This is a genomic window from Streptomyces sp. NPDC014894, from assembly GCF_043080985.1.
GTDB lineage: Bacteria > Actinomycetota > Actinomycetes > Streptomycetales > Streptomycetaceae > Streptomyces.
Genome location: NZ_JBIBWD010000003.1, coordinates 32,125 through 57,812, shown reverse-complemented (window position 1 = coordinate 57,812; position 25,688 = coordinate 32,125). Strand labels below are relative to the sequence as shown.

Sequence of the window (25,688 nt, the reverse complement as noted above, 5' to 3'; positions counted from 1 at the left end):
GGCTAACAAACCACCCCGGGAAGTGATTCCCCCTTCGCGGGTTGACTCCTCGTCAGTCCCGTGACTGCTCCGGACGGGTCTGCGAACGGCCCTCCCGGCCCCGCTCGCCCGAGCGCTCCCGCCGGCGTCCGCCGGAGCGCCTGCCGCGCGGCGGACGGGCCTGCGCGGCCGCGCCCTCCTGCTCGCGCGGCGGCTCCGGGCCGTCCTCGCGCAGCAGCTGGGGCACCCCGTCGGCGTCCGGCTCGTCCCGGCGGCCCGAGACCACCGTCAGCTCCTGGGTCGCCCGGGTCAGTGCGACATACAGCACACGGAGCCCGACCGCCGAATTGTCGGCGATCTCCGCCGGGCTGACCACGACGGTCGCGTCGTACTCCAGCCCCTTCGCCTCCAGCGAGCCCAGCGCCACCACCCGGTCGCCGAGCCCCGCCAGCCAGCGCGCGGCCTCCTCCCGGCGGTGCATGGCCACCACGACGCCCACCGTGCCGTCCACCCGCTCCAGCAGCCGGCCCGCCTCCTCGCGGACCGCCGCGCCCAGATCGCCGTCGCGCACGGCGGCGAACCGGGGCACGATCCCCGTCGAGCGGACCGCCGCCGGGGACTCCATGCCGGGCATCGCCAGCGCCAGCACCCGGGCCGCCAGCTCGGCGATCTCGGCCGGGTTGCGGTAGTTCACGGTGAGCCGGAAGCGACGGCGCGGCCGCGTGCCCAGCGCCTCGTCGCGGATCTCGGCCGCCTCCTGCGGGTCCGGCCAGGAGGACTGCGCCGGGTCGCCGACGATCGTCCAGGTGGCGTGCCGCCCCCGGCGGCCGACCATCCGCCACTGCATCGGGGTGAGGTCCTGCGCCTCGTCGACGATGACATGGGCGTACTCGGTGCGCTCGGCCGCCAGCCGCTCCGCCCGCTCCCGCTGGGTCTCCTCGCGCCGGGGCATCAGCTCCTCCAGGCCGGTGAGCTGGTCCAGCGGGTCCATCTCGCGCTTCTTCCGCGGCCGGGCCGGAGCGCCCAGCAGCGTCTGCAACTCGTCCAGGAGCGCCACGTCGTGCACCGACAGGGGGCCCTTGCCGTCCTCGCCCGCCCGTCTCAGCGAGCGGGCCAGCCGCCGCACCTCGCCGGGGTTGAGGATCCGGCGCGCCCAGCGGCCCAGCCGGCGCTCGTCGGCCATCGCGGCGAGCACCCCGCGCGGGGTCAGCTCGGGCCACCACTCGTCCAGGAAGGTCAGGAAGCTGTCCTCGCCCGACACGTCCTCGTCGAAGGAGGACCGCAGCTCGGCCGCCAGCTCCGGGTCGGTGTGCCGGCCCGCGGACCCCGAACGCGACCAGAGCGCGTCCAGCAGCAGCCGGCGGGCGCGCGGGCGCAGCAGATTGACCGGGGCGGTGCCGCCGAGGACGTTGTTGCGGATCCGCCGCAGCTCGTCGGCCTCCAGCTCCAGCCGGCGGCCGAAGGCGACCACCCGCAGCCGGTCGGGCGTGCCCGGGCTCTCCTCGTCGCCGAGGGCGAGCTGCCCGTCCAGCACCGTCACCGTGGGCCCCGGGCGCTCCAGCGCCCCCCGGGCCGCCTGGCGGAGCACCTTCAGCATCCGCGCGGAGCCCTTGATGCGGGCCACGGCCGGTTCGTCGTACGCGGCGGCCTCCGCGCCGTCGACCAGATGGCCCACCGCGCGGATGGCGACCTGCCCCTCCTCGCCCAGCGAGGGCAGCACGCCCTCGGTGTAGGCGACGAGCAGCGGCGTCGGCGAGACGATCAGGATGCCGCCCGCGTACCGCCGGCGGTCCTGGTAGAGCAGATACGCCGCCCGGTGCAGCGCGACCGCCGTCTTCCCGGTGCCCGGGCCGCCCTCCACATAGGTGACGGAGGCGGCGGGGGCCCGGATGACCAGGTCCTGTTCGGCCTGGATGGAGGCGACGATGTCCCGCATGGTGTGGCTGCGGGCCTGTCCGAGGGCGGCCATCAGCGCGCCGTCGCCGATGACGGGGAGGACGGAGCCGGCCAGGCGCGCGGTCAGCTCCGGGCGCATCAGGTCGTCCTCGACGCCGAGGACCCGGCGGCCCTTGGAGCGGATGACCCGGCGGCGCACCACCCGGCCGGGCTCCACGGGGGTGGACCGGTAGAAGGGGGCGGCGGCCGGGGCCCGCCAGTCGATGACCAGGGGCGCGTACTCGGCGTCGAGGACGCCGATCCGGCCGATGTGGAGGGTCTCGGCGATATCGGCCGTACGGTCGGGGCGGACCGCGTCGTCCGCGGGCTCGACGGAGGTGTACGCGCCGTCCGGACCCCGTTTGCCGTCCTTGCCGAGGAGCAGGTCGATCCGGCCGAAGAGGAAGTCCTCGAACTCGTTGTTGAGCCGGCTGAGGTGCACTCCGGCGCGGAAGACCTGCGCGTCCCGCTCGGCGAGCGCTCCCGGGGTGCCGACCTGGCCGAGTTTGGCGGCGTCCTTCATCAGGAACTCCGCCTCGTCGATCTTCTCCTCCAGCCGGTGGTAGACCCGGTCGAGATGTTCCTGCTCAACGGCGATCTCGCGGTCCCGGACGGAGTCCTCCGAGGCGGATCCGCGGGCGGAGTCCTCCCGGACGGCGTCCCCTGCGGACTGATCGACAGCGTCGACAGCGGCTTCCTGCGCGGCCACCGAGGCCCCCTTCTGACGTGCACTGGGCAGCCGCCAACCGTACGCGAAGGGGGCGAATCTGTCAGGCGTCGACCTCCACGAGCTTGCGGCCGTCGAACGTACGGACCTCGAAGCGGTCGATGTCGGCGCGGTTCATGGCCGCGCCGCCGTGGACGTACAGCGGTTTACGGGACTGCTCGCTGAGCCCGTCGGGGATCCCGTAGCCCCAGGCGGGGACCGCCCAGGAGGTGACGACCTCCTCCTCGCCGGTCTTGGAGACGGCGACCAGACGGCATTCGAGCGGGCCCCGGACGTTCTTCAGCTGGAGCACGGTGTGGGTGCCCCAGCTCTTGCGCTCGACCCCGACGACCGCGCTGACCTCGGTCGACGCGTCGGTGGCCGCGAATTTCTGTTCCATGTCGTGGAAGAAGGCGTCCTCGGCCGGGGAGGGGTGGACCTGGCCCCCCGCCCGGTCCGGGCCCCGGTCGTCCGCGGTGACCACGACGGCGACGGCGGGGCCGCCGATGATCAGGGCCGCCGCCGCCGCGATCAGATATCCGCCGCGCCTGCGTCGGGCGGCGCGCCCGGCGGCCACCTCGGCCAGCAGTCCGGTCAGCACCCTGGCGCTCGGCGGCGAAGGCACCAGGGGCACGGGTCGCGGGGCCGGGGCCACCGCTCTGCCGTTGGACCTCGCGCCGGGCAGACTCACCACGTTCGGGGGCGCCGCCGGCGCGGGCGCCTCCGCCAGAACCGCGAGCATCGGTTCCATCCCGGAGAACTCGTCGAGGTTGGCCGCACAGGCGTCGCACCCCGCCAGATGCGTCTCGAACGCCGACGCGTCCGCGTCGTCGAGAACGCCGAGCACATACGCGCCGACCGCGTCGTGGACGGATTCCTGCTCAGGCATGGTCATGCCGTGACCCCCCTCTCCTCCAGTGCGAGCTTCATGGAACGGAGTGCGTAGAAAACACGGGAGCGCACTGTCCCACTGGGTATGCCGAGCATCTCGGCCGCCTCATTGACGGTGCGCCCCTTAAAATACGTCTCGAGAAGAACTTCCCGATGCGCGGGCGTCAAATCGTCGAGGGCATCAGAGAGCGTCATCAGCCACAACGCCTTGTCGATCTCGTCCTCCGCGGGCATGACCTCCAGCGGCGACGGATCGACCTCCTGCGGCCGGGCCTGCCGGCTGCGGTGACCGTCGATGACGATGCGGCGAGCGACCGTCACCAGCCAGGGGCGGACAGAGCCGGTGGCCCGGTTGAGCTGACCGGCGTTCTTCCAGGCACGGATGAGCGTCTCCTGCACCACGTCCTCGGCGCGCTGGCGGTCGCCCGCGACGAGACGCAGTACATAGGCGAGCAGAGGCCCCGCATGTTCGCGATACAGCGCGCGCATGAGTTCCTCGTCGGGAACCGAGGAGTCGCGGCGCGGCTTCTCGCTGCGATGGCGAGCCCTGTGCGGACGGTCATCGGCCACGGCGGCATCTTTGCGCACCTGCAACCTCCCGGTCGAGACCTTGTCATCGGCGTTCTCGGCTGACTTCTTGTCCCTCTTCTCTACGGAGGGGGGCGGGGCATCATTCAAAAGCTGTCCGAAAAACTTCCGTACCGCACAAGGGAGTTGAGAACGAACGGGGTGGAAAAGGACCGGGGGGCGAATGCGCCCTGTGGCCTTTCCAACCGGGGCAATAGCGACGACGCCGCACCGGGCGCGAAACACCGGGCGAACCGCGCCGCGCCCCGGTGAGCGGGGGCGGGACGGCGGCCTCACGGCGCCGGGGCGTCGCGGCCTCGCGCCTCGCGGCGCCGGAGTTCCGCGGTCTCGCGGCGGCGCGGTACGGCGTCTCCGAGGGGGACGGCGGCACGGCGTCTTCGCCGTACGGCGGCCCAGCGGTACGACACCTTCGGGGCACGGCGGTACGCGGTACGGCGTCTCTCGCGTACGGCGACGGGCTCGGGGGGCGCGGGGCACGGGGCGCGGGGCCCCCGGGTCAGGCTCGGGTCACCGCGGTCCGGCGGCGGTGCCGGGCGACCCGCTCCCGGTTGCCGCACACCTCGCTGGAGCACCAGCGCCGCCGGCCGCCGCGCGAGGTGTCCAGATAGACCCGCCGGCAGCCCTCCCCCGCGCACTGCCGCAGCCCCGCCCGGGCCGAGGGATCGGTCAGCAGCTCCACCGCGTCCCGGGCGACCGCCGCCAGCAGCGCTCCGCACTCCGGCGGGGTGCCCAGCGCGCGCACCAGCGCGCCGCCCGTGTCCCGTACCGCCCGGATCGCCGGGGGCGCGCCCGCGGCCACGGCGTTGACCCGCTCCAGGGCGGGCTCGGCGGAGCGCCCGTCCAGCTCCGCGCGGACCAGCTGGTCCACCCTGACGCGCAGTTCCACGAAGCGCTCCACCCAGGGACCGGCCACCGCGCCCACCGGCGTACCGGCGGGCAGCAGCCCCGCGCCCAGCAGCCAGTGGGCCAGCCGCCCGGGCCCCGCGAGCGGCTCCCGGTCCGACGGCTCGCCCGTCGCCATCAGATCCAGACACAGCCGGCCGGAGTCGAACCGCCAGTCGTGGTGATCCGTGCCGGTCGCACCTGTCGTCATGCGCCTGTCACCGCCTCAAGGTCACTGACTCGGGGACACTGCCGGGCCGGCCGGAGCGGGGCGCACGCCCCGCCTCGGCCCTCCCCTCCAGAGTGCCCGTCCCGGCACCCGGCCGGAACCCCTCCTTCTCGCGGGGATCCGGCCGGGCCCGACGGTTCGTCAGCCGCGCGCGGGATACGGGGCGATGTCCTCGCGCTCGCCGGGCGCGGGCTCCGGCCGGCCCCCGGGGGCGGTGGCGCGCGCGGCCGCCGCCGAGGGGCAGAAGGCGGCTTCCAGCGTCTTCGGCAGGGTGTTGAGCACGGCGGAGCTGTTGGAGGCGTTGGCGAACGAGGTCAGCGAGCGCTTTCCGTCGCCCGAGGTGAAGGCGTAGGTGTAGTAGCCCTGGACGGCGCCGGTGTGGCCGTAGACGGAGACCCCGCAGGACAGATCGCGGCGGCGCAGCCCCAGACCGTACCGCTGGGTGCTGTTCACCGTGGTCCAGCGCCGCATCTGCGCCGACTGCGCGGCCGAGGTCAGCTCCCCGCGCAGCAGCGCGGAGTAGAAGGCGTTCAGATCGCGGGTGCTGGAGATGATCGCGCCCGCGCTCTGCGCCCAGGACGCGGTCTGGCGGGTGGCGTCCACCAGGCCGCCCCCGGAGTCGTCGGTGAGATACCCCTTGGCGTGACGGCCCGGGAGGGCGGTGTCGGGGTGGACGTAGAAGGTGTTCGTCAGCTTCAGCGGGGTGATGATCCGCTTCCGGTAGGCCGCCCCCGTGGAGCCGCCGGTGAGCTTCTCGATGAGCATGCCCGCGACGACGAAGTTGGTGTTGGAGTACGAGTAGGCCGCGCCCGGCGCTCCGGTGACCGGCCCGTCCAGGGAGATGTCCAGCAGCTGCCGGTGGGTGAAGACCTTGTTCCGCACGGCCTCGAATCCGGAGACCGTGCGGGCGAACAGCACATTGGTGTAGTCGTACAGCCCGCTGCGGTGGCTGAGCAGATGGCGGACGGTGATCCGGCGGTCGGGCAGCGCTCCGGGGAGGTGGTCGACGACCGGGTCGTCCAGTCCGAGCAGGCCCTCGTCCACGAGCTGGAGCAGGACCACGGCGGTGAAGGTCTTGGTGACGCTGCCGACCCGGAAGCGGTCGTCGGCGGTGATGGCCCGTCCGGTGGCGCGGTCGGCGACGCCCTCGGCGAGGCGGTGGACGGCGCCGCCGTCGTCGACGCGGGCGATCGCGCCCGGCGCTCCGTTGGCGAGCGCCGAACGCAGCGCGGCGCGCAGGGCGGCGAGGTCGGGCGCGGCGGCGGCGTTGCGCGGGGCGGTGTTCGGTGCGGTGTTCGGTGCGGCTTTCCGCAGGGTGGTGTTCGGTGCGGCGGCCTCTCGCGGGGCGGTGTTCGGTGCGGCTTCCCGCGGGGTCGTGGGCGGGGCCTCCGCGGGAGGTTCCGCGTGCGCCGGGACCGCCAGAAGGGACAGCAGGACCGCGCCGAGCGCCGTTCCTCTGCCCACCGTGCCTGAGAGCATGGGGTGTTTCTCCCGTTCTGCGGGGTGAGCCGGGCGGCGGACGCGCGCTCGGCTACCCCGATGAACGCCCCGCCCCGGCCCGGGTTGCGGCACCGGGCCCCGACTCCCCCGGCCGGCGGGGGGCCGCCCCGGCGGGCGGCCGGCGGGGAGCGCCGGGGGCGGCGCCGCCGGGCCCGCCCCCGCGCCGGGCGGACGATCACCCGCCGGGCGCGAACAGCCGGCCCGGGCGCTGGACCCGGCCGAGGAGACCATCCGGACGCGGCTCTCCGCGTACCGGGCCCGTACCGGCGGCGTGCCCTTCGGACCCGGCCTGTGCGCGGGCGCGGGGCGGTCGAGTCCGGCACGGAGGGGGCGGTCAGGTCCCGGAAGCTCGGTCAGACCCGGGCCGGGACCGGACGGCCAGGCCCCGGAGGCACGGTCAGACCCGGGCCGGGTCCGGCGGCGGGTCCGGGAGCCAGTACGCCGGATCGCGCTCCGGGCTGCGCGGGCCGCCTCCCGTTCGCGCGGCCGACGCCCGCAGCGCGTCCAGACCGGGATGGCGCAGCCCCTTGCGCCACACCATGGAGAGCGGCGCGAGCGGTACGGGGTCGGTGAGCGGCCGCAGCACGCTCCCGGGCATCGCGGGGAAGTCCGCCACGGCCAACACCGGACGGCCGTGCCGTTCCATCACCCGGCGGAACTCCTCCGCGCCCACCGCCATCGGGGTGGGCGGCAGAACGGCGATGCCGCGCCCCTCGAAGAGCCGCCGGGCCAGCTCCGTCCACTCCGGCGTCCGGGGATTCCCGGCCCCCGCGTAGACCGACTCCCCCGCGAGCGCGTCCAGCGGCACGCTCGTCCGCCCGGCGAGCGGATGGTCCCCCGGCAGGATCACGGCCAGCGGCTCGTACCGGACGAGCTGGTGGTCCAGCAGGGCCCGGGCCGACGGGGCGAGCCCGGCGACGTAGCCGAAGGAGACGTCGAGCCGCCCGGCGGCGATCTCGGCGACGGCCCCGGTCAGCCCGCTCTCGAAGCGGGCCATCAGCTCGCACCCGGGGGCCGCCGCCCGGGCCCCGGCCAGCACCCGGCCGGAGATCATGCCCTCGGTGTTGAGATCGACCAGCAGCGGCCGGCCCGCGTCGGCGAAGGCGGCGGCCAGCTCCTCGTGGGCGGCGAGCACCCGCCGGGCGTACGGCAGCAGCCGCTCGCCGTCGGCGGTCAGGGCCACCCGGCGGGTGGAGCGCAGGAACAGCTCCACGCCCAGCTCCCGCTCCAGCCGCCGGACGTCCCGGCTGAGGGCCTGCTGGGCGACATGGAGCCGGGCGGCGGCCCGGGTGAAGTGCAGCTCGGCGGCGACCGCGGCGAAACCGCGCAGCAGTCGGGGTTCGACATCACGGGCCATCCGCCGGAATCTACCGCCCGCCGGAATTCACCGCACAGCCGTGTCAATGCGGCCCGATCTGGTGTTGGACCACAGCGCTGACCTGCGGCGATGGTGGTCGTATGCCGAATCGCCAGCCACCGGCGCTCTCTCTGGCCCTGCCCGGTCTCGCCTCCGGGTCCCCCGTCCCCGCCCCGCGTTTCACCGAACCCGCCGACCGGCCGCCGGGGCCGTACGCCCGGCTGCTCTCCGCCCCCGGCGTCCGCGCGTTCGCGGCGGGCGCGCTGCTGACCCGGCTGCCGATGGGCATGTTCAGCGTCAGCGCGGTGATCATGATCGCCGGTTCGCGGGGCTCGTACGCGCTGGCCGGGGCCGTGACCGCGACCGGGCTGGCCGTCACCGCGCTGGTCGCGCCCCGGACCGCGCGGCTGGTGGACCGTCACGGACAGGCCAGGGTCGCGGTGCCCGCCGCCGTGCTCGCGGTGCTCGGCTCGCTGGCGCTCGTGCTGTGCGTACGCCTCGACGCGCCCGACTGGACCCTGTTCGCCGCCTACGCGGCCACCGCCACCACTCCGAACACGGGTGGCATGTCCCGGGCCCGCTGGGCCCATCTGCACCGGGGCGACCCGGCCGCCCTGCACACCGCGAACTCCTTCGAGCAGACCGCCGACGAGCTGGGCTTCATGCTCGGCCCGGTCGCCGCCGCGCTGCTCTGCTCGGCGCTCTTCCCGGAGGCCGGCACCCTGATCGGCGCGGCGCTGCTGCTGTGCGGGGTGCTGGTCTTCACCGCGCAGCGCGCCACCGAGCCGCCCGTGACCCCGCGCCGGACGGGCGCGCGCTCGCTCCTGCGCGCCCCGGGCACGGTCCCGCTGCTGCTGGTCTTCCTCGCCGCCGGCACGGTCTTCGGCGCGCTGGAGATCTCCGCGCTGGCCCATCTGGAGGGCCCGTGGGCCGGGGCGGTGCTGGGCCTGCAGGCACTGGGCTCGGGAGCGGCCGGACTGCTGTACGGGACGCTCCGCCCGGCCCGGAGCCCGGCGGCGCGGCTCACCCTGTGGCTGGCCGCGATGACGGCGCTGCTGACGCTGCCGGCGCTCACCGCCCGTACCGGCTCGGCCGTGCTGCTCGCCGTCGCCCTGACGGCGGCGGGGGCGGCGACCGCGCCGGCGATGGTGACGGCGATGACGCTGGTGCAGCGGCTGACCCCGGCGGAGCGGCTGAACGAGGGCATGACGCTGGCGGTGACCGCGATCCTCGGCGGGATCGCGGCCGGCTCGGCGGCGGCGGGCTGGACGGCGGAGCACCTGGGCACGGTCCACGGCTACACCCTTCCGGTCGCGGCGGCGGCCCTCGCCTGCGCCCTCACCGGCCCGGTACGGCGACACGAGCGCGCCCTCGATCACAGGGCGCTCCCGGCCCGCCGGGACCCGGGCCCGACCGCAGGCGAACGGGGGCGACCAGGTCTGACCGGAGACGACCGAGACTGACCGGGTCCGACCTGGACCGACCGGGCTGATCGGGGCGGCCGGGCATGACAAAGGCCCGGCTGTCGTGACAGCCGGGCCCTCGCCCACATGGGATGAAGTGGAGATGGCGGGAATCGAACCCGCGTCCAACGGTGCGGAATCAGGGCTTCTCCGAGTGCAGTCCGCTGCGATTTTCTCAGCCCCGGAGATCACACGGACAAGTCTCCGACGGGCTCAGTCACTGTTTGATTTCCCTCCAGACCCCGTGACCGGGTCTAGAGGTTTAGTCCCCTAGCTGACGCCAGGATCCGGGTCGGGAACACTCCCCGGGCTGACGCTCCATGAGTGAAGGTTCGTTCTACTGCTTATTAGGCAGCGAGAGCGAAGGCTTCGGAGTTATCGCGCTTAGAATTGGCGATTATTGTTTGCGACATATGGTTAACGAGATCATTGCCGCTTCCTCGACTCGCTTCCCCTGCTTCGACATCCGCTGTCGAAACCGATCATCCCCATGTTGATTTTTCAAAGCGCCCCGGTGGTGGCGGGCAGTGCCATCGTACGTGACCGACACGGCCGCGTGCCAGCCTATTACTCCCGACTACGCCCGCTGGCGGCGGCGCACCGCCGACATGGCCCGGTCCGCCTCGCGCCGGTCCTGGCGCTCCCGCATGGTCTGGCGCTTGTCGTACTCCTTCTTTCCCCTCGCCAGGGCGATCTCGACCTTGGCCCGGCCGTCCCTGAAGTACAGCGCCAGGGGCACGATCGTGTGACCCGTCTCCTGCGACTTCGACTCCAGCTTGTCGATCTCGGCCCGGTGCATCAGCAGCTTCCGCTTGCGCCGGGCGGCGTGGTTGGTCCAGGTGCCCTGGGTGTACTCGGGCACATGGACGTTGTGCAGCCAGGCCTCGTGGCCGTCGATCTGGACGAAGCCGTCCGCGAGGGAGGCCCGCCCCTGCCGCAGCGACTTCACCTCGGTACCGGTCAGCACGAGACCGCACTCGTAGGTGTCGATGATGTGGTAGTCGTGCCGCGCCTTCTTGTTCTGCGCGATCAGCTTGCGCCCTGGGTCCTTTTCCTTAGCCATAGTGCGTTCATTTTCGCACTACGCCGCAACAGATTTAAGCCCAGGATTCAGGAGGGTGTGCCGAGGCCGTCGAGCACGTCCTCCGCCGCGCGCTCCGCGCCCTCGCCCGCCGGGAGGTCGGGGGCGATGCCCTTGCCGTCGACGTCATGGCCCGCCGGGGTCCGGTAGTGCCCGACGGTCAGCTCGGCCACCGATCCGTCGGGCAGCTCGCTGGGCATCTGCACCGAGCCCTTGCCGAAGGTCCGGGCGCCGACCGTCACCGCCCGGCCCCGGTCCTTCAACGCCCCGGTGACCAGCTCGGCCGCGCTCATCGTGCCGCCGTCGACGAGCGCGACCACGGGTCTGTCGGTGTCCCCGCCGGGCTCCGCGTACAGCGCCTGCTGCTCGCCCCGCACGTCGTAGGTGGCGATCAGTCCGCCGTCCAGGAAGGCCGAGGCCGCGTCGACGGCCTCATGGACCAGTCCGCCGCTGTTGCCCCGCAGGTCCAGCAGGACCCCGGCGCCCTCGGGGGCCCGCCGGACGGCCTCCTTCACCCGGACGCCGGTGCCCCGGGTGAAGGCCGCGATCCTGATCAGCACGGCCCCGCCGTCGAGCCGCTGCACGGTGACGGACTCGGTGCTCAGCGTCGTACGGGTCAGCGACTGGGTCCAGGACCGGCCCGCGCGCTCCAGGCCGAGGGCGACATGGGTGCGGTCCCGGCCGCGCAGCAGCCCGACGACCTCGGTGACCGGACGGCTGTCGACCGTCTCGCCGTCGATCGTGCGCAGCCGGTCGCCGGCCCGGATGCCCGCACGTCCCGCCGGGCCGCCGGGGCGCACCCGGGCGATCTCGACCCGCCCCTCCCCGGAGCGGCGGGCCGACAGACCGACGCCGGTGTACTCGCCGTCCAGGCCCTGGCGGAAACTCTCGTACTCGCTCCTGTCGTACACCGCGCCCCAGCGGTCGCCGCTGCGGCTGACGACCTCCTCGGCGGCCTCCGTGCCGGACTTCCCGTCGGCGACGGCGTCGGCGGCGACCCGGGCGAGAGCGTCCCCGTCGACGGTGGCGGCCGGTTCCCCGGCCTGCCCGCGGGGCTCGGCCCTCTCGTCGCCCGGCAGGGATCCGGTGGCGGCGGCGGAGGCGAGCACCGTGACGAAGACCAACGTCAGGACCGCCCCGCGGCGGATGCGGCGGGGCCGTCGACGGTCATCCGGCCCCGGCATGGCGCCGAGTCTAGGCGAAGCGGAAGGCGCCGTACGGCTGTTGCCGCACGGCGCCCGGGGGTCCTTGTCACACCTTGAGGTACTTGCGCAGAGCGATCGAAGCGGCAAGGGCGGGCATCAGCAGACCGATGGCGATCACCAGCGGCAGCTTGGTGAAGACCGCGTCCCAGCCGATGAACTCGACCAGTTGCACCTTGTCGGCCAGCGCCAGACCGTGGTCGATCAGGAAGTACCGGCCCAGCAGGAGGAAACCGCAGGCGACCGCGCCGCCGAGGAGTCCCGCGAAGGCGGCCTCCATGATGAACGGCATCTGGATGTAGAAGCTGGAGGCCCCGACCAGCCGCATGATCCCCGTCTCACGCCTGCGGCTGAACGCCGAGACGCGCACGGTGTTGACGATCAGCATCATGGCGATCACCAGCATCAGGGCCATGACGCAGAGCGCCGCGACTCTCATGCCGTTCATCAGGGAGAAGAGGTTCTCCAGGATGTCGCGCTGGTCGCGCACCTGGTGCACGCCCTCCCGGTCGGCGAAGGCGCTCGCGACGACCTGGTACTTCTCCGGGTCCTTGAGCTTGACCCGGTACGACTCGGGCATCTGGTCCGGGGTGATGGTCGCGGCGATCGCCGTGTCGCCGTACTGCTCCTTGTAGAGCTTGTACGCCTGCTCGGCGGTCTCGTAATGGACGGTCTCGACGATGTCCATCTTCTCGAGATCGTCCTTGATCTCCTGCTTCTGCTGGTCGGTGACCGCGCCCTTGCCGCAGGAGGAGCGATTGGTCGTCGCGTCGTTCTTGTTGCAGAGGTAGATCGAGACGTTGACCTTGTCGTACCAGAAATCCTTCATCGTATTGACCTGCTGGCTCATCAGCAGCGCACCGCCGAAGAGCGCGAGCGAGAGGGCCACGGAGACGATGACGGCGAAGGTCATGGTGAGATTGCGCCGGAGACCGACGCCGATCTCCGACAGTACGAACTGGGCGCGCATCGCGTGCGTTCAGCCTTTCCTTGCGCTTTTCTGTTCGGTGCCCGTTCCGGGCCGCGGACGGACCGCGGCCCCGGCCCCGGCGGGGGACGGGGTCCGGGAGGCCGGCCGGCTCAGTGCTGGTAGCCGTAGACGCCGCGGGCCTGGTCGCGGACGAGTCGGCCCTTCTCCAGCTCGATCACACGCTTGCGCATCTGGTCGACGATGTTCTGGTCGTGGGTCGCCATCACCACGGTCGTGCCGGTCCGGTTGATCCGGTCCAGCAGCTTCATGATGCCGACCGAGGTCTGCGGGTCCAGATTGCCGGTCGGCTCGTCCGCGATCAGCAGCATCGGCCGGTTGACGAACGCGCGCGCGATGGCCACGCGCTGCTGCTCGCCGCCGGACAGCTCGCCCGGCATCCGGTCCTCCTTGCCGCCGAGTCCGACGAGGTCGAGAACCTGCGGAACGGCCTTGCGGATCTCGCCGCGGGGCTTGCCGATGACCTCCTGCGCGAACGCGACGTTCTCGGCGACCGTCTTGTTCGGCAGCAGCCGGAAGTCCTGGAAGACGGTGCCCAACTGGCGGCGCATGTGCGGCACCTTCCAGTTGGAGAGCCTGGCGAGATCCTTGCCGAGGACATGGACCAGACCCGTGCTGGCGCGCTCCTCGCGGAGGATCAGCCGCAGGAAGGTCGACTTGCCGGAACCGGACGAGCCGACGAGAAAGACGAACTCTCCCTTTTCGATATCGAGGGAGACATCGCGCAGGGCTGGTCGGTTCTGCTTCGGATAACTCTTGGACACGTTGTCGAATCGGATCACGAGTGCACCACGGTCGGCCGGGGGTAGGTGTGCGTGACACTACGCGAAGGGGGCTCGCGGGCGCAGTCCGCGGCCGGGCTTGTGCGCTTTGTCCCCCCGGGCCAGGGGTGCGGCCGGGCGGGGCGCGCCGAAAAGCGCGGGAGCTGGCAGAGTGGTAGGGGAACAGTCCCGTTCCCCTGAACGTTGTGGGGGGAGAACTGTGCTTACGGTCCGCGTCTGCGGCTCCGGCGCGCGGGAGGAGGAGAGCGCATGACCTACGACAGACTGGTATGCGCCAACTGCGCGGCCCCGGTCACCGAGGGCCGCTGCCCGGTCTGCCGGGCGAGCCGCGAGCGGCTCCAGCAGCAGCAGGAGGGCGGCCCCTTCGGCGGGCTGAACCCGGCGCTGCTGATGCTGCTGCTGGCCGTGCTGATCGGCGCGGTGGCGGTGCTGGCGACGCGTACCGCCTAGCGCGCGGGCCGCGACGGCGCGGCCACGGGACCGCAGGACCGCAGGACCGCAGGACCGCAGGACCACGAAGACACAGGGAAGGGCCCGGGGTGTTGTGCCACACCCCGGGCCCTTCTTTTACGTCTCTCTCCCTCTTCACGCCCGCTCCGCTTTTCCGCCGGTGTCACCGCCGGGCGGACGCGGTCGGGCGGACCCGGTCGGTCAGATCGCGGCCCGGTTGCCGCCGACGAGACGCGGCAGCATACGGAAGCCGATACCGCCGGCGATCATGGTCGCGGCGCCCAGGACCAGGTAGGTGGTCTCCACCGCGCCGGTCTCGGCCAGCTCTTCCTTGGCCGCACCCTGCTCGACCGGCTGCGAGCCGGCGTTGTTGGTGTCGGTGTTGTCGGCGCACTCGACGCCGTCGGCGTTCACGGTGCAGTCGGTGGCGGCGTCGTTGCCGCCGGCGCCGCTGCCGCCCGCGGTGGAGGCGTCGGAGCCGCCGGCGCCGCTGCCGCCGCTGGAGAAGCCGCCGTTTCCGGTGTTGCCGTTACCGGTGTTCCCATTGCCGGTGCTGCCGGTGTTCCCGTTGCCGGAGCTGCCGCCGTTCTCGCCCGAGACGGGTCCGCCGCCGCCGGTCTCGCTGCCGCCGTCGTCGCCCTCGCCCGGGTCCGTGGTGCCCGGGGCCGTGGGCTGGGTGGGGCCGGGGTCGGTGGTCTTCGTCGGGACCGGGGTGGCGGTCTTCGTGGGGACCGGCCCGGTGGTCTTCGTCGGGACGGGAGTGGTGGTCTTGGTCGGGATCGGGGTGGTGGTCTTCGTGGGGATCGGGGTGCTGGTCTTCGTCGGGCCGCCCGTCGGAACCTCGGTCGGCGGGACGCTCGGGGTCTTCGTCGGGATCTGCGTCGGACCGTCGTTTCCGATGCCGAGACCGGCCTCGGCGCCCACGCTGAAGTCGGAGCTGACGGCCGAGGCGGCGCCCGCGGCGGTCAGGGACGCTCCAGCGGCGATCACCGCGCCTGCGGCGATTCGCGCCACGCGGACCCGCATCTTCTTGGTCATCTGGCTGCTACCCCCAGTAGCTGATCGTTCAAATTGAGCAGGGTCCAGGGCGATGACCGCACGGGAGACTGAATTCCCTCGGTTCGCATCGGCCCCGGAAACACGCATGCCGCGCGCCACCCTTCCCAGTTTTCGCGAACGCGTCAAGGCAGTTGTGCGGGTGAATGTCCTAAATAGCAATGCTTGCCCGACGTGCGGGGATGCAACTGTGACATAAGAGAGCGCGGGTCGGGGCGGAGTCGAGTTGCCTTGTCGACAAAGAGAGCTGAATTCCGCATTCCATCCGTCCGGGTGAATTCACGGGCCCGGAGGACGACGACTGCCGCGGGACTTCCATTCCCTGGCCATGGAGTGTGGCCTTTGCAAACAAAAGGTGCCGGACTCGTGAAGAGTCCGGCACCTTTCGTATGAACGGATCGGGTGTTACTTCTCCTGGCGCTTGCGCCAGCGGATCCCCGCCTCCAGGAATCCGTCGATCTCGCCGTCCAGCACCGCCTGGGGGTTGCCCACCTCGAACTCGGTGCGCAGGTCCTTCACCATCTGGTACGGGTGGAGCACGTACGAACGCATCTGGTTGCCCCAGGAGTTGCCGCCGTCGCCCTTGAGGGCGTCCATCTTGGCCTGCTCCTCCTGGCGGCGGCGCTCCAGCAGCTTCGCCTGGAGGACGTTCATGGCGCTCGCCTTGTTCTGGATCTGGGAGCGCTCGTTCTGGCAGGAGACGACGATGCCGGTGGGGATGTGGGTGATCCGGACCGCGGAGTCGGTGGTGTTGACGCCCTGGCCGCCGGGGCCCGAGGCGCGGTAGACGTCCACGCGCAGCTCGGTCTCGTCGATCTCGACATGGTCGCTCTGCTCCACCACGGGGAGCACCTCGACGCCCGCGAAGGAGGTCTGGCGGCGGCCCTGGTTGTCGAAGGGCGAGATGCGCACCAGCCGGTGGGTGCCCTGCTCGACCGAGAGGGTGCCGTAGGCGTACGGAGCCTTCACCACGAAGGTGGTCGACTTGATGCCGGCCTCCTCCGCGTAGGAGGTCTCGTAGACCTCGGTGGTGTGGCCGTGGCGCTCGGCCCAGCGCATGTACATGCGCTGGAGGCGCTCGGCGAAGTCGGAGGCGTCGACGCCGCCGGCCTCGGCGCGGATGTTGACCAGCGCCTCGCGCTCGTCGTACTCGCCGGAGAGGAGGGTGCGGACCTCCATCTCGTCCAGCGCCTTGCGGACGGCGGCCAGCTCGGACTCGGCCTCGGCCTGGGTGTCGGCGTCGTCCTCGGCCTCGGCCAGCTCGAAGAGCACGGCCAGATCGTCGATGCGTCCGCGCAGCGCCTCGGTCTTGCGCAGCTCCGCCTGGAGGTGGGAGAGCTTGCTGGTGATCTTCTGCGCCGCGTCGGGGTCGTCCCAGAGGGACGGGGCCGCGGCCTGCTCCTCGAGCACGGCGATGTCTGCCCTCATCCTGTCGAGGTCCAGGACGGCCTCGATCGACCCCATGGTCGAGGAGAGGGACTTCAGCTCTTCGGATACATCGACGACTGCCACGGGTCCAGCGTAACGGCTCCGGGGAACGTTCCCGGCGGGTCCCTGTCATACGGGTCCGCGCGGGGGCGCTCCCCGGGGTGCGCCGGGGCGCCGCGGGGGCGCTTCGGGGGACGGGTTTCCGGGGCCGGGGGCGGGTCGCGGGCCGGGGGCCCGAGCGACGGACCGGGGTCGGGGGGGCGGGCGTCCGCCGGGGGCCCCGGGCCCCGGAACGGCGAGGTCCGGGGCGCTTCGGGGCGGGGCGTGCGGAGGGGCTACGGCTCCGTGGGCGCGGAGTGCGGGGTGTCGCGCGCCGGGGGCTCGGCGTCGCCGTCGCTCACGGCCAGCCAGCCGCCGACGCCGATCGCCGCGGCGACCACGAGGCCGACGACGCCCAGCGTGATACGGCGTTTGCGCACCGTCCGGGAGACTCCGCCGGGTCCGGCCGCGGCGCCGGCGCCCGCTCGGCCGCCGGTCCGGTTCCTGGCGGAGCCGGGGCGTGGCCGGCCGGGGGCGCGGGGCGCCCGGGCGGTGCCGTGGGCGCCGCCCGCCAGCTCGTCGGGGGCGGGGACCCGCATCGAGGTGTGGGTGTCGCGATTGGAGTCGGCGGGGGCCGCGCCGGGCACCAGCGGGACCGCGCCCCGGCGGCGCACCTCGCCCTGGGGCTCGGGGGCGGGCTCCTCGTACGGCTCCTCCGGCGGCTCGGAGCCCGGCTCGTCCACGTCCAGCGGGGGCATGCCCGCCAGCATCGGCAGCAGATCGCGGAGGCGGGCGCCCAGCTCGGAGGCGCGGAGGCGGGAGGCGGGGGCCTTGGCCAGGCACTGGACGATCAGCTGCCACAGCTCGTCGGGGATGCCGGGGAGCGGGACCACGGTCTCGGTGACATGGCGGCGCAGCACCGCGCCCGGGTGGCCGCCGCCGAAGGGGGTGAAGCCCGCGAGGAGTTCGTACAGCACGGTCGCGAGGGCGTAGATGTCGACGGCCGCGCGCGGGGGCAGGCCCTCCACTATCTCGGGGGCCAGATAGTCCGGGGTGCCGATGATGCGGCTGGACTTGGTGCGGCGCGGGGTGTCGATGAGCTTGGCGACGCCGAAGTCCGTCAGCAGCGCGGGGTGCGAGCCCGCGGGGCCGAGCGGGCCCTCCATGTCGAGGAGGATGTTCTCCGGCTTGACGTCGCGGTGGACGACCCCGGCCTTGTGGGCGGCGGCCAGTCCGTCGGCGACGTCCGCGACGATCGCGACCGCGGCCTCGGGGGCGAGCCGGCGCTCGCGGTCGAGGCGGGTGCGCAGATCTGTGCCCCGGACGAGGTCCATGACGAGGGCGAGGTCGTTGCCGTCGACCACGAGGTCGCGGACGCCGACGATACGGGGGTGGTCGAGCCCGAGCAGGGCCGTGCGCTCCTGGACGAAGCGTCCGACCAGCTCCTGGTCGGAGGCGAGATCCTCGCGCAGGAGTTTGACGGCGACGGGCCCCTCGGGGCCCTCGCCCGCCCAGACCGTGCCCGCGCTGCCGCGCCCGAGGATCTGATGGGCTGTGTACCGGCTGCCGATATTCCGTGCCAAGACTGCTCCCTCAGCGGCTGGCGTCGCCCCTAACGTACGCGGGGATCCGGGGCGTGTGCGCCCCGGATGGCACCAACCTTCACTTCTCCGGGCGAAATCAACCCCGCAGAAGTCGACATGTCTCTTCCATGGCCGTGCCCGGCGCGCTCGACGGGCACGGCCGGGGGCTACTGGCCGCCTCCGCCCGTGCCTCCATTGCCGCCGCCGTCGGTGGCCGCGCCGATCTCGGAGATCCAGTCCGACACCTGCGAGATGCCGTCGCCGATCGCGTCCCAGTAGCTCTTGCCCTCGGCGACCCAGCTCTGGAGCGGGGTCAGCTCCCAGATCAGCCAGCCCGCGACGAAGATCATGAGGAGTGAGACGAAACAGCCCTTGAGGCAGCCCAGACCCGGGATACGGGTCGGATTGGCGCTGCGCCGGCGCGGCTCCCGGCGTGCGGGCGGCTGCGGCTGCTGCGGCTGTTGGGGCTGCTGCGGGGGCGCGTACGGCTGGGGGGCGTACTGCTGCTGTTGCGGCTGCTGGGGCTGCGGGCGCTGCCGACGGGGCTGGGGCCGCTGCTGGGGCTGCTGCTGCGGTGGGTGCTGCGGCTGCTGGTGCTGCTGGTGAGGGGGCTGCTGGTGCTGCTGGGGCGCGTACTGCTGCTGGGGCGGGTGCTGCGGGTGCTGGGGCTGCTGCGGCTGGCGCTGGGGGCGGCGGCGCAGCGGGTCCTGATTCGGGTCCAGGTACTGGACCTGGGTCTGCTCGTTGCGGTCCCGCGCGGCCTGGAGCTGGGACTGCCAGGGGTGGGGATCGTTGGGCCCGGGCTGCGGGGAGCCGTCGGGGCGCGGCGGCACCGGGGGCATCACGGCGGTCGGGTCGGGCGCGCCGGTGTGCGGCAGGACGCTGGTGGGGTCGGCGGCGCCGGCCGGGCCGCCGGTCTGCCGCATCACGCTGGTCGCCGCGTTCGGGTCGAAGGAGCCCGCGTTGCCCGGCAGCACCTGGGTGGGGTCGGCGGCGCCGGGCGTCGGGGGGACGGGCGCGGGAGACGGGTCGGGCGCGAGCAGCGCGCCGACCCCGATGGCCGCGTCGACCTGGGCGGGCGTGGAGTGCACGCCGATGCCCGCCGCGACCGTGCGCAGGGCGGCGGCCAGATTCTCGGCGCTCGGCCGCTCGCCCGGCTCCTTGCGCAGGCAGCGCTCTATGACCGTCCACAGCGGCTCGGGGACGGTGGTGGGACGGCGGGGCTCCTCGCTCAGATGGCGCTGGAGCATCTCCAGGGCGGTGCCGCCGGTGAACGGGGGCTGGCCGGTGACCAGCTCGTACAGCAGGATGCCCGCGCCGTAGACGTCGACGGCGGAGGTCTGCGGGCGGCCCTCGGCGGACTCGGGCGCGATATAGGCGGGGGTGCCGACGAACTCATGGGCGCGGGTGAGGCCCGGGGAGTCCGCGAGGCGGGCGATGCCGAAGTCGGTCAGCATCGGGTGCATCTGGCCGTCGGGCTCGGTCTTCAGCAGGACGTTCGCGGGCTTGAGGTCGCGGTGGACCACCCCGTCGGCGTGGCTGGAGGCGAGCGCGTCGGCGACCTGGGCGGTGAGCAGGGCGGCGGCGACCGGGGTGAACGGCCCGTTCTCCCTGAGGTGGCGATGGAGGTCGGGGCCGTCGATCAGATCCATGACCAGGGCGAGGAGATCTCCCTCGACGACCAGGTCACGGGTCCGGACGATATTGGGGTGGGTGAGCCGGAGCAGGACGGAGCGCTCGCGCAGAAAGCGCATCACGACGTCCGCGTCGTTCGCCAGCTCCTCCTTGAGGACCTTGATCGCGACGGTCTCGCCCGGCTGGCCCGGCACGGCCGCCTCGGCGCCCGCCGTCTCGCGCTGCCGGGCACGCCAGACGGTGCCCGTGGCGCCGCGTCCGAGCGGCTGCTCCAGGAGGTACTTGCTGCCTACAGGCCGCACGTCATGCGCTCCCTGCTGATCGTGGTCCTTGCGTGGTCCGGGCGCGCGGTGAATTCCGCCCGGGTTTCCGAACCACTTTAGTGCCGCCGAGTGTGACACCGGTGGTTGTCCACAGGCGGGCGGCCCGGGAGGGCCCGGCGATCGTCCTCCGGCCCCGGCCCCGTACGCCCGGGCACGGCTCGCTCGGCCCGGTTCGACCGGTGTGCTTCGGGAGGAAGACGCCGGCGGCGGGGCGAAGGTTGCCGGTTCCCGGGTGCCGTACACATCACACCGCTTCCGGTTCAGAACCCAACCAGGCACTTTTCCGTCCGGAGCGGACCAATCAAGATCACTTATCGTCGGTCCCCGGGCGTGTTGTCAGCGGCAGGTGCGAGGATGCCCTCAGCGCGGAGCCGTGGGGGCGGGAGCCCCGCGGTCCGTGCCGACCTGCCGGGCGGGGGCGATCCGAGGCGGCTCCCCCGCCGGGCGCCCTGTGCAGAAGGGATTGCTGACGGCGATGCAGATCCGGCTGACCGTTCTCGCGCCGCGCGGCGGGCAGTCCGCCGCGGCGGGACCCGTGTCCGGCGCCGGGTCCGGCGCGGCCTCCGGGGGCCGTGCCGGTTCCGGTGCGCCCGCCGGTTCCGGCTCGCGCGGGCGCTCCGGCGCGCGCGCGTGCGACGTGCTGGTCACCGCCCCCGCCGGGACGGCGCTGGCCGCCGTGGCGTCGGCCCTGGCGACCGCCGTCGCCGGCCCCGACACCCATGGCGCCGTCGTGGTCTACGCGGGCGAGGAGCGGCTGGACGCCCAGCGCCGGGTGCTGGGCGAGCCGCCGCTGGTGGACGGGGCGGTGCTCTCGCTCCAGCTCCCCGGCGAGGCCGGGCCGACCGGCTCGGACGGCTCGGCGCAGCTCCATGTCGTCGCGGGCCCGGACGCGGGCGGGGTGCATCTGCTGCACGGCGGCCGGATCACCGTGGGCCGCTCGGCCTCCGCCGATGTGCCGCTGGACGACCCCGACGTCTCACGGCTGCACTGCGAGGTGACCATAGGCGACGACGGCCGGGTCACCGTCGCCGATCTGGGCTCGACCAACGGCACCGCCCTGGACGGGAGACCCGTGGGCCCGCGTCCGGTCCGGCTGCCCCTGGGCGCGCTGCTGCGGCTGGGCGAGTCGACGCTGCGGCTGACGCCCGGCGACCGTACGCCCCCGCTGGCGACGGTCCCCGACGGCGAGGGGCATCTGCGCGTTCCGGCGGCCGCCTTCGGGCCGCACGACGAGCACGGTGAACACGCCGGGCACGGTGAACACGGTGGGCACGAGCAGCACGGTGAGCACGCCGGGCCGGACGCGCAGGGGCACGCCGGGCCCGGTGAGCGCGACGGGTCCGGCGGGCCCGGCGAGCGCGGGGAACCGGGCGAGCGGGGCCGGCCCGACCGGCACGACGACCGCGAGCAGCACGGCCGGCACGGCCACCCCGACCGAGCCGGCCACCGTGATCCGCGCGTCTCGCGCGTCTCTCACATCTCGCACGATGGGCACGGCGCGCCGGACGCGCGGGCGGAGGGCGCGCGGCGGGCCGCGGGCCGGCCGCCCGGCGGATCCATATCGCCCCCGCCCCCCGGCCCGGCCCAGGAACCCCCCGCGGAGACGCCGCGCGTCCCCGCGCAGTACGCCCCCGGCCGGGCCGGGGACGAGCCGGACCGTCCTGTACCGGACACCGCCGGCTCCGCCCCCGACGCCGACGGCACCCACGCCGCGCTGGTCGTCCCGGCCGGCCGGCCCCCTCGTAAACGGGGCATAGGCGCCTGGGCCCGGCGGTTCGCCGGGGGCCGGGAGGAGCCGGCCGAGGAGACCGCGGCGGAGCCGGGGCCGCCGGTCGCCGCCGCCCCCGTCAGCGATCTCTGGCCCGACCCCGCCGCCGTCCTGCTCACCGCGCTCGGCCCGGGGCCCCGGCTCTGGGAGCGCGGCCCCGCGCACCCCGAGGCGCTGGTGCTGCGGCTCGGCACCGCCGACCGGGACGGGCTGTGCTCGGTACCGGTCACCGTGGGCCTGCGCGAGGCCGGATCGCTCGGGCTCGCGGGCCCCCGCGAGCGGCTCGCCGGCACGGCCCGCGCCGCCGTCGCCCAGCTCGCCGCCCTGCACGCGCCGGCCGATCTGGAGATCGTGCTGATCAGCGCGGACCGCAGACGGAGCCTGGAGGAGCGCCGGGCCGAGTGGGCCTGGATCGGCTGGCTGCCGCATCTGCGCCCCGCCCACGGCCAGGACTGCCGGCTGCTGCTGGCGTACGACAACGACCAGGCCGCCGCGCGGGCGGCGGAGCTGACCCGGCGGCTGGACGACGGACCGCTCGGCCCCGGCTGGCCCAGCGCCGACCGGGCCGCGGTGGAGCGGGCGGCGGCGGAGCACCGAGGCCCCCGTACGGTCGTCGTCGTCGACGGGGACCCCGGCTCGGCCGCCCTGCGCGAGACGACGGCCCGGCTGGCGGGCGTGGGCCCCGCGGCCGGGATCCATCTGATCGTGCTGGCGGAGACGCCCGCCGCCTCGCCGCTCTCCCCCATGGCCGCCACCTACGAGACGGCCTGCGAGGCGTCCCTGCCCTTCCGCGAGTGCGGCGCGGTCGCCATACTCAGCGGCGATGTGGCCACCGCGCTGCGGCTGCTGCGCACGGCCGGCGGGCTGCCCGCGGGCCAGGGCGTCCCGGCCGCCGTGGACGCGGTGTCGGCGGCCTGGGCGGAGCGGTTCGGCCGGGCGCTCGCCCCGCTGCGCACCGAGGGCTCCGGCCCGGGCGCGGGGCCCGCCACCTCGCTCCCCCGTACCGCCCGGCTCCTGGACGAGCTGGGACTCGCCCGGGCCACCCCCGCCTCGCTGATGGCGCGCTGGGCCTCCGGCACCTCCGACGGAGCCCTGGTCCTGGGCGCGGGCCCGAGCGGCCCGGTCGTCGTCGATCTCACCGAGGACTCCCCCCATCTGCTGATCGAGGGCCCGCCCGGCAGCGGCCGCACCGAGCTGCTGCGCTCGGTCGCCGCCTCGCTCGCCGCCGCGGGACGCCCGGACCGGGTCGGACTGCTGCTGGTCGACGGCGCGGGCGGCGGACGCGGCGACGGACTCTCCGTCTGTACGGAGCTGCCGCATGTCACCGAGCATCTGGTGGCGAGCGACCCGGTGCGGATGCGGGCCTTCGCCCAGGCGCTCGGCGCGGAGCTGAAACGGCGCGCCGAGCTGCTGGGCGGGATCGAGTTCGCCGAGAGCCAGAACCGGCGCCAGGTCACGGACCGGGTGGCGGGCCGGCGCCCGCCCGCGCCCGTCGAGCAGCGCGACGCGGCGGCGCGGGGCGATCTGGACTCCCCGCCGAGCGGCACGCTCCGGCTGCGCCCCGGCGCGCGCCGGGTCTCGTCCGCGACCTCCGAGCGCCCGCTGCCCCGGCTGGTGGTCCTGGTGGACGACTTCGACGCGCTGGTCGCCCCGGCGCTCGGGTCCACCGGGCGGCCCGCGGCCGGTTCGGTGGTCCGGGCGCTGGAGGCCGTGGCCAGGGACGGCGGCAGGCTCGGGGTCCATTTGGTGACGACCTCGGCCCGCCCGGAGCTGACGGCCGACACCGAGCCCGCGCGCCATGCCCGGCTGCGGGTGGTGCTGGACGCGCCGCCCGCCTCGGCCGGGCCGGACGATCCGGTTCCGGGGCGGGGCAGGCTGGGGCGTCCGGACGGCCGGGTCGTCCCCTTCCAGGGCGGCCGGGTCACGGGCCGCATCCCTCGTACCGCGACCCTGCGGCCGACCGTGGTGCCGCTGGAGTGGGAGCGGATGGGCGATCCGCCGACCCGCCGGCCGCTGCGGGAGCTGGGCAACGGGCCCACGGACCTCGCGCTGCTGGCGAGTGCCCTGGAGCGCGCGGCGCACCTGGTGGACGCGGCTCCGGTGCCCCCGCTCTCCCCCGTACACCCCTGACCGCCCGTACCCCTGTACGCCCCCTCCGCCCCGCCCGCCCCAGGGGTTGCTGACGGCCCGCCAGCAGCCGTCCCGACCGGCGTCGGTGGCGTACGCCCGTACACCCGTACCCCTATACGCACGCGGGCGTATCCCTCTACGCCCACGGACCCGTGGGCGCCCGGCGGCAAGTCGAGAACCGGCCAGGCTCACAGGCCACGGGGGCGTGATCACCTCACGGAGGCATCACGAAAGGCTCTCGGGTCCCCTGACCGGTATTGCGGGCCCCCCGGACCGGGCGTACACCTGTCGGGCAACGGGACAGCGCACGCGAGAGACGGGGCAGAGATGCGCACAACTCTTCGCACGGGCAGGGCCGCGGTGGCGTTCGCCGCCGTGGCGGCTCTCACCCTCGCCGGGTGCGGCGACGGCGGTGGGAACGGCGACAAGGATCCGGCCGGCGGCGGCAGCGGCGAACCGACGGCGCCGGGCGTCGAACTCCCCCGGCTGAACGGCGAGAAGATACAGGTCACCGCGGTCTGGAGCGGTCCTGAGCAGGAGAACTTCGTCAAGGTTCTCGATGAGTTCGAGAAGCGGACCGGGGCCGAGGTCACCTTTGTGCCCGCCCAGGATCCGATCGTCAACTTCCTCGGTACGAAGATCGCGGGCGGCAGTCCGCCGGATGTGGCGATACTGCCGCAGCCCGGCGCGGTGAAGCAGACCGTGGACCGCAAGTGGGCCAAACCGGTCGGGGCCGCCGCCAAGGCGGAGCTGGCGAAGAACTACTCCGCCGGCTGGCGGGAAATCGGGCAGGTCGGCGGCGAGCAGTACGGCGTCTACTACAAGGCCGCCAACAAATCGCTGGTCTGGTACAACACCGCCGCCTTCGAGAACGCGGGCGCGCAGGAACCGAAGACCTGGAAGGGCTTCCTCGCCACCGCCGAGACGATATCCGCCTCGGGAGTCACCCCCGTGTCGGTGGCCGGGGCGGACGGCTGGACGCTCACGGACTGGTTCGAGAACATCTATCTCTCCCAGGCCGGTCCGGAGAAGTACGACCAGCTCGCCCAGCACCGGATCCCATGGACCGATCCTTCGGTGAAGGAGGCGCTGGGGACCCTCGGCGAGCTGTTCGGAAAGCCCGCCCTGATCGCGGGCGGCACCGACGGAGCGCTCCAGACCGAGTTCCCCGCGTCGGTCACCCAGACCTTCACCGGCGGGGAGCAGCCCAAGGCGGCGATGGTCTTCGAGGGCGACTTCGTGGGCGTCAACATCGCGCAGACCGAGGCGAAGATCGGCACGGACGCGAAGGTGTTCCCGTTCCCGGCGGTCGGCGCGAAGCCGCCGGTGGTGACGGGCGGCGACGCGGCGGTGGCGCTCAAGGACAGCAAGGGCGCGCAGGCGCTGCTGACCTTCCTCGCCTCCCCGGACGCGGCGAGGATCCAGGCGGCGGAGGGCGGGTTCGTCTCGCCGAACAAGGCGCTGGACCTGGCCGCGTACCCCAATGACGTGCAGCGTTCCATCGCCAAGGCGCTGATCGACGCGGGTGACGACTTCCGCTTCGACATGTCGGACCAGATGCCGCAGTCGTTCGGCGGGACGCCCGGCGACGGCTTCTGGAAGACGCTCCAGGACTTTCTGAAGAATCCGAAGGATGTGGCGAAGATCCAGCGGGAGCTGGAGTCCGACGCCGCCAAGGCCTACAAGAGCTGAC

Annotated in this window: 18 protein-coding genes and 1 other RNA gene; 4 read left to right on the top strand and 15 right to left on the bottom strand. The window is 73.7% G+C overall.

Annotated features, from left to right (window positions below):
• Positions 1–52 precede the first annotated feature (52 nt).
• From ACF089_RS08195 to ACF089_RS08170, 6 genes are all read right to left on the bottom strand, one after another.
• Positions 53–2,512 carry a HelD family protein gene (locus ACF089_RS08195; RefSeq protein WP_392024728.1) on the bottom strand — a complete coding sequence of 820 codons (2,460 nt, stop codon included), beginning with the start codon at positions 2,510–2,512 and terminating at the stop codon, positions 53–55.
• Between the two features lie 172 nt (positions 2,513–2,684).
• Complete coding sequence (locus tag ACF089_RS08190; protein ID WP_392023527.1) at positions 2,685–3,515, bottom strand: zf-HC2 domain-containing protein; 831 nt, start codon at positions 3,513–3,515, stop codon at positions 2,685–2,687.
• Positions 3,512–4,099, bottom strand: coding sequence for a sigma-70 family RNA polymerase sigma factor (locus tag ACF089_RS08185; RefSeq protein ID WP_392023524.1), 588 nt, complete (start codon positions 4,097–4,099; stop codon positions 3,512–3,514). The genes ACF089_RS08190 and ACF089_RS08185 overlap by 4 nt, the downstream gene beginning before the upstream one ends.
• A gap of 496 nt (positions 4,100–4,595) precedes the next feature.
• Positions 4,596–5,192 carry a CGNR zinc finger domain-containing protein gene (locus ACF089_RS08180; RefSeq protein WP_392023523.1) on the bottom strand — a complete coding sequence of 199 codons (597 nt, stop codon included), beginning with the start codon at positions 5,190–5,192 and terminating at the stop codon, positions 4,596–4,598.
• A 159-nt stretch (positions 5,193–5,351) separates the two neighbouring features.
• Entirely contained in the window at positions 5,352–6,689 is a 1,338-nt protein-coding gene (locus ACF089_RS08175; RefSeq protein ID WP_392023521.1) for a serine hydrolase domain-containing protein, read from the bottom strand.
• Between the two features lie 418 nt (positions 6,690–7,107).
• Positions 7,108–8,067: a LysR family transcriptional regulator gene (locus ACF089_RS08170; RefSeq protein WP_392023518.1), complete on the bottom strand. Its 960-nt coding sequence runs from the start codon at positions 8,065–8,067 to the stop codon at positions 7,108–7,110.
• Between the two features lie 101 nt (positions 8,068–8,168).
• On the opposite strand from ACF089_RS08170, the gene ACF089_RS08165 reads away from it, so the two are divergent.
• A complete protein-coding gene (locus ACF089_RS08165; protein WP_392023515.1) occupies positions 8,169–9,530 on the top strand; it encodes an MFS transporter in 1,362 nt (453 codons plus the stop codon).
• A 95-nt stretch (positions 9,531–9,625) separates the two neighbouring features.
• On the opposite strand, the gene ssrA is transcribed toward ACF089_RS08165, so the two are convergent.
• From ssrA to ftsE, 5 genes are all read right to left on the bottom strand, one after another.
• Positions 9,626–10,020, bottom strand: a transfer-messenger RNA (tmRNA) gene (gene ssrA / locus ACF089_RS08160).
• A gap of 87 nt (positions 10,021–10,107) precedes the next feature.
• On the bottom strand, positions 10,108–10,593 hold the full coding sequence (smpB, locus tag ACF089_RS08155; protein ID WP_392023512.1) for an SsrA-binding protein SmpB: 486 nt from the start codon (positions 10,591–10,593) through the stop codon (positions 10,108–10,110).
• 47 nt (positions 10,594–10,640) lie between these two features.
• The gene (locus ACF089_RS08150; protein ID WP_392023510.1) at positions 10,641–11,795 is read right to left on the bottom strand and encodes a S41 family peptidase; all 1,155 of its coding nucleotides are present in this window, start codon (positions 11,793–11,795) and stop codon (positions 10,641–10,643) included.
• A 67-nt stretch (positions 11,796–11,862) separates the two neighbouring features.
• Complete coding sequence (gene ftsX, locus ACF089_RS08145; protein WP_392023508.1) at positions 11,863–12,783, bottom strand: permease-like cell division protein FtsX; 921 nt, start codon at positions 12,781–12,783, stop codon at positions 11,863–11,865.
• A 110-nt stretch (positions 12,784–12,893) separates the two neighbouring features.
• On the bottom strand, positions 12,894–13,583 hold the full coding sequence (ftsE, locus tag ACF089_RS08140) for a cell division ATP-binding protein FtsE (RefSeq protein ID WP_190125690.1): 690 nt from the start codon (positions 13,581–13,583) through the stop codon (positions 12,894–12,896).
• 249 nt (positions 13,584–13,832) lie between these two features.
• Here ftsE and ACF089_RS08135 point away from each other — a divergent pair, with 249 nt between their 5' ends.
• Positions 13,833–14,033 (top strand): hypothetical protein, encoded by a 201-nt coding sequence (locus ACF089_RS08135; RefSeq protein WP_392023505.1) that lies wholly within the window; start codon positions 13,833–13,835, stop codon positions 14,031–14,033.
• A 201-nt stretch (positions 14,034–14,234) separates the two neighbouring features.
• Here the strand turns inward: ACF089_RS08135 and ACF089_RS08130 are convergent, their stop codons facing one another.
• The 4 genes from ACF089_RS08130 to ACF089_RS08115 form a co-directional block, all read right to left on the bottom strand.
• The gene (locus ACF089_RS08130; protein ID WP_392023504.1) at positions 14,235–15,071 is read right to left on the bottom strand and encodes a hypothetical protein; all 837 of its coding nucleotides are present in this window, start codon (positions 15,069–15,071) and stop codon (positions 14,235–14,237) included.
• Positions 15,072–15,494: 423 nt separating this feature from the next.
• Positions 15,495–16,601 (bottom strand): peptide chain release factor 2, encoded by a 1,107-nt coding sequence (prfB, locus tag ACF089_RS08125; RefSeq protein WP_392023502.1) that lies wholly within the window; start codon positions 16,599–16,601, stop codon positions 15,495–15,497.
• 251 nt (positions 16,602–16,852) lie between these two features.
• Positions 16,853–18,139: a serine/threonine-protein kinase gene (locus ACF089_RS08120; RefSeq protein ID WP_392023499.1), complete on the bottom strand. Its 1,287-nt coding sequence runs from the start codon at positions 18,137–18,139 to the stop codon at positions 16,853–16,855.
• Positions 18,140–18,306: 167 nt separating this feature from the next.
• Positions 18,307–20,076 carry a protein kinase gene (locus ACF089_RS08115; protein WP_392023496.1) on the bottom strand — a complete coding sequence of 590 codons (1,770 nt, stop codon included), beginning with the start codon at positions 20,074–20,076 and terminating at the stop codon, positions 18,307–18,309.
• A gap of 496 nt (positions 20,077–20,572) precedes the next feature.
• Between ACF089_RS08115 and ACF089_RS08110 the strand changes: the two genes are divergently transcribed.
• Together ACF089_RS08110 and ACF089_RS08105 are read left to right on the top strand one after the other, a co-directional pair.
• Positions 20,573–23,995 carry an FtsK/SpoIIIE domain-containing protein gene (locus tag ACF089_RS08110; RefSeq protein ID WP_392023493.1) on the top strand — a complete coding sequence of 1,141 codons (3,423 nt, stop codon included), beginning with the start codon at positions 20,573–20,575 and terminating at the stop codon, positions 23,993–23,995.
• Between the two features lie 327 nt (positions 23,996–24,322).
• Positions 24,323–25,687 carry an ABC transporter substrate-binding protein gene (locus ACF089_RS08105; protein WP_392023490.1) on the top strand — a complete coding sequence of 455 codons (1,365 nt, stop codon included), beginning with the start codon at positions 24,323–24,325 and terminating at the stop codon, positions 25,685–25,687.
• The last annotated feature ends 1 nt before the right edge of the window (position 25,688 follow it).

What these genes read in the sequence shown, in the direction of transcription:
- ACF089_RS08190 (WP_392023527.1), bottom strand. Translation starts at nt 3,515, where the DNA reads ATGACCATGCCTGAGCAGGAATCCGTCCACGACGCGGTCGGCGCGTAT.
- ACF089_RS08180 (WP_392023523.1), bottom strand. Translation starts at nt 5,192, where the DNA reads ATGACGACAGGTGCGACCGGCACGGATCACCACGACTGGCGGTTCGAC.
- ACF089_RS08175 (WP_392023521.1), bottom strand. Translation starts at nt 6,689, where the DNA reads ATGCTCTCAGGCACGGTGGGCAGAGGAACGGCGCTCGGCGCGGTCCTG.
- ACF089_RS08170 (WP_392023518.1), bottom strand. Translation starts at nt 8,067, where the DNA reads ATGGCCCGTGATGTCGAACCCCGACTGCTGCGCGGTTTCGCCGCGGTC.
- ACF089_RS08165 (WP_392023515.1), top strand. Translation starts at nt 8,169, where the DNA reads ATGCCGAATCGCCAGCCACCGGCGCTCTCTCTGGCCCTGCCCGGTCTC.
- smpB (WP_392023512.1), bottom strand. Translation starts at nt 10,593, where the DNA reads ATGGCTAAGGAAAAGGACCCAGGGCGCAAGCTGATCGCGCAGAACAAG.
- ACF089_RS08150 (WP_392023510.1), bottom strand. Translation starts at nt 11,795, where the DNA reads ATGCCGGGGCCGGATGACCGTCGACGGCCCCGCCGCATCCGCCGCGGG.
- ftsX (WP_392023508.1), bottom strand. Translation starts at nt 12,783, where the DNA reads ATGCGCGCCCAGTTCGTACTGTCGGAGATCGGCGTCGGTCTCCGGCGC.
- ACF089_RS08135 (WP_392023505.1), top strand. Translation starts at nt 13,833, where the DNA reads ATGACCTACGACAGACTGGTATGCGCCAACTGCGCGGCCCCGGTCACC.
- ACF089_RS08130 (WP_392023504.1), bottom strand. Translation starts at nt 15,071, where the DNA reads ATGACCAAGAAGATGCGGGTCCGCGTGGCGCGAATCGCCGCAGGCGCG.
- ACF089_RS08110 (WP_392023493.1), top strand. Translation starts at nt 20,573, where the DNA reads ATGCAGATCCGGCTGACCGTTCTCGCGCCGCGCGGCGGGCAGTCCGCC.
- ACF089_RS08105 (WP_392023490.1), top strand. Translation starts at nt 24,323, where the DNA reads ATGCGCACAACTCTTCGCACGGGCAGGGCCGCGGTGGCGTTCGCCGCC.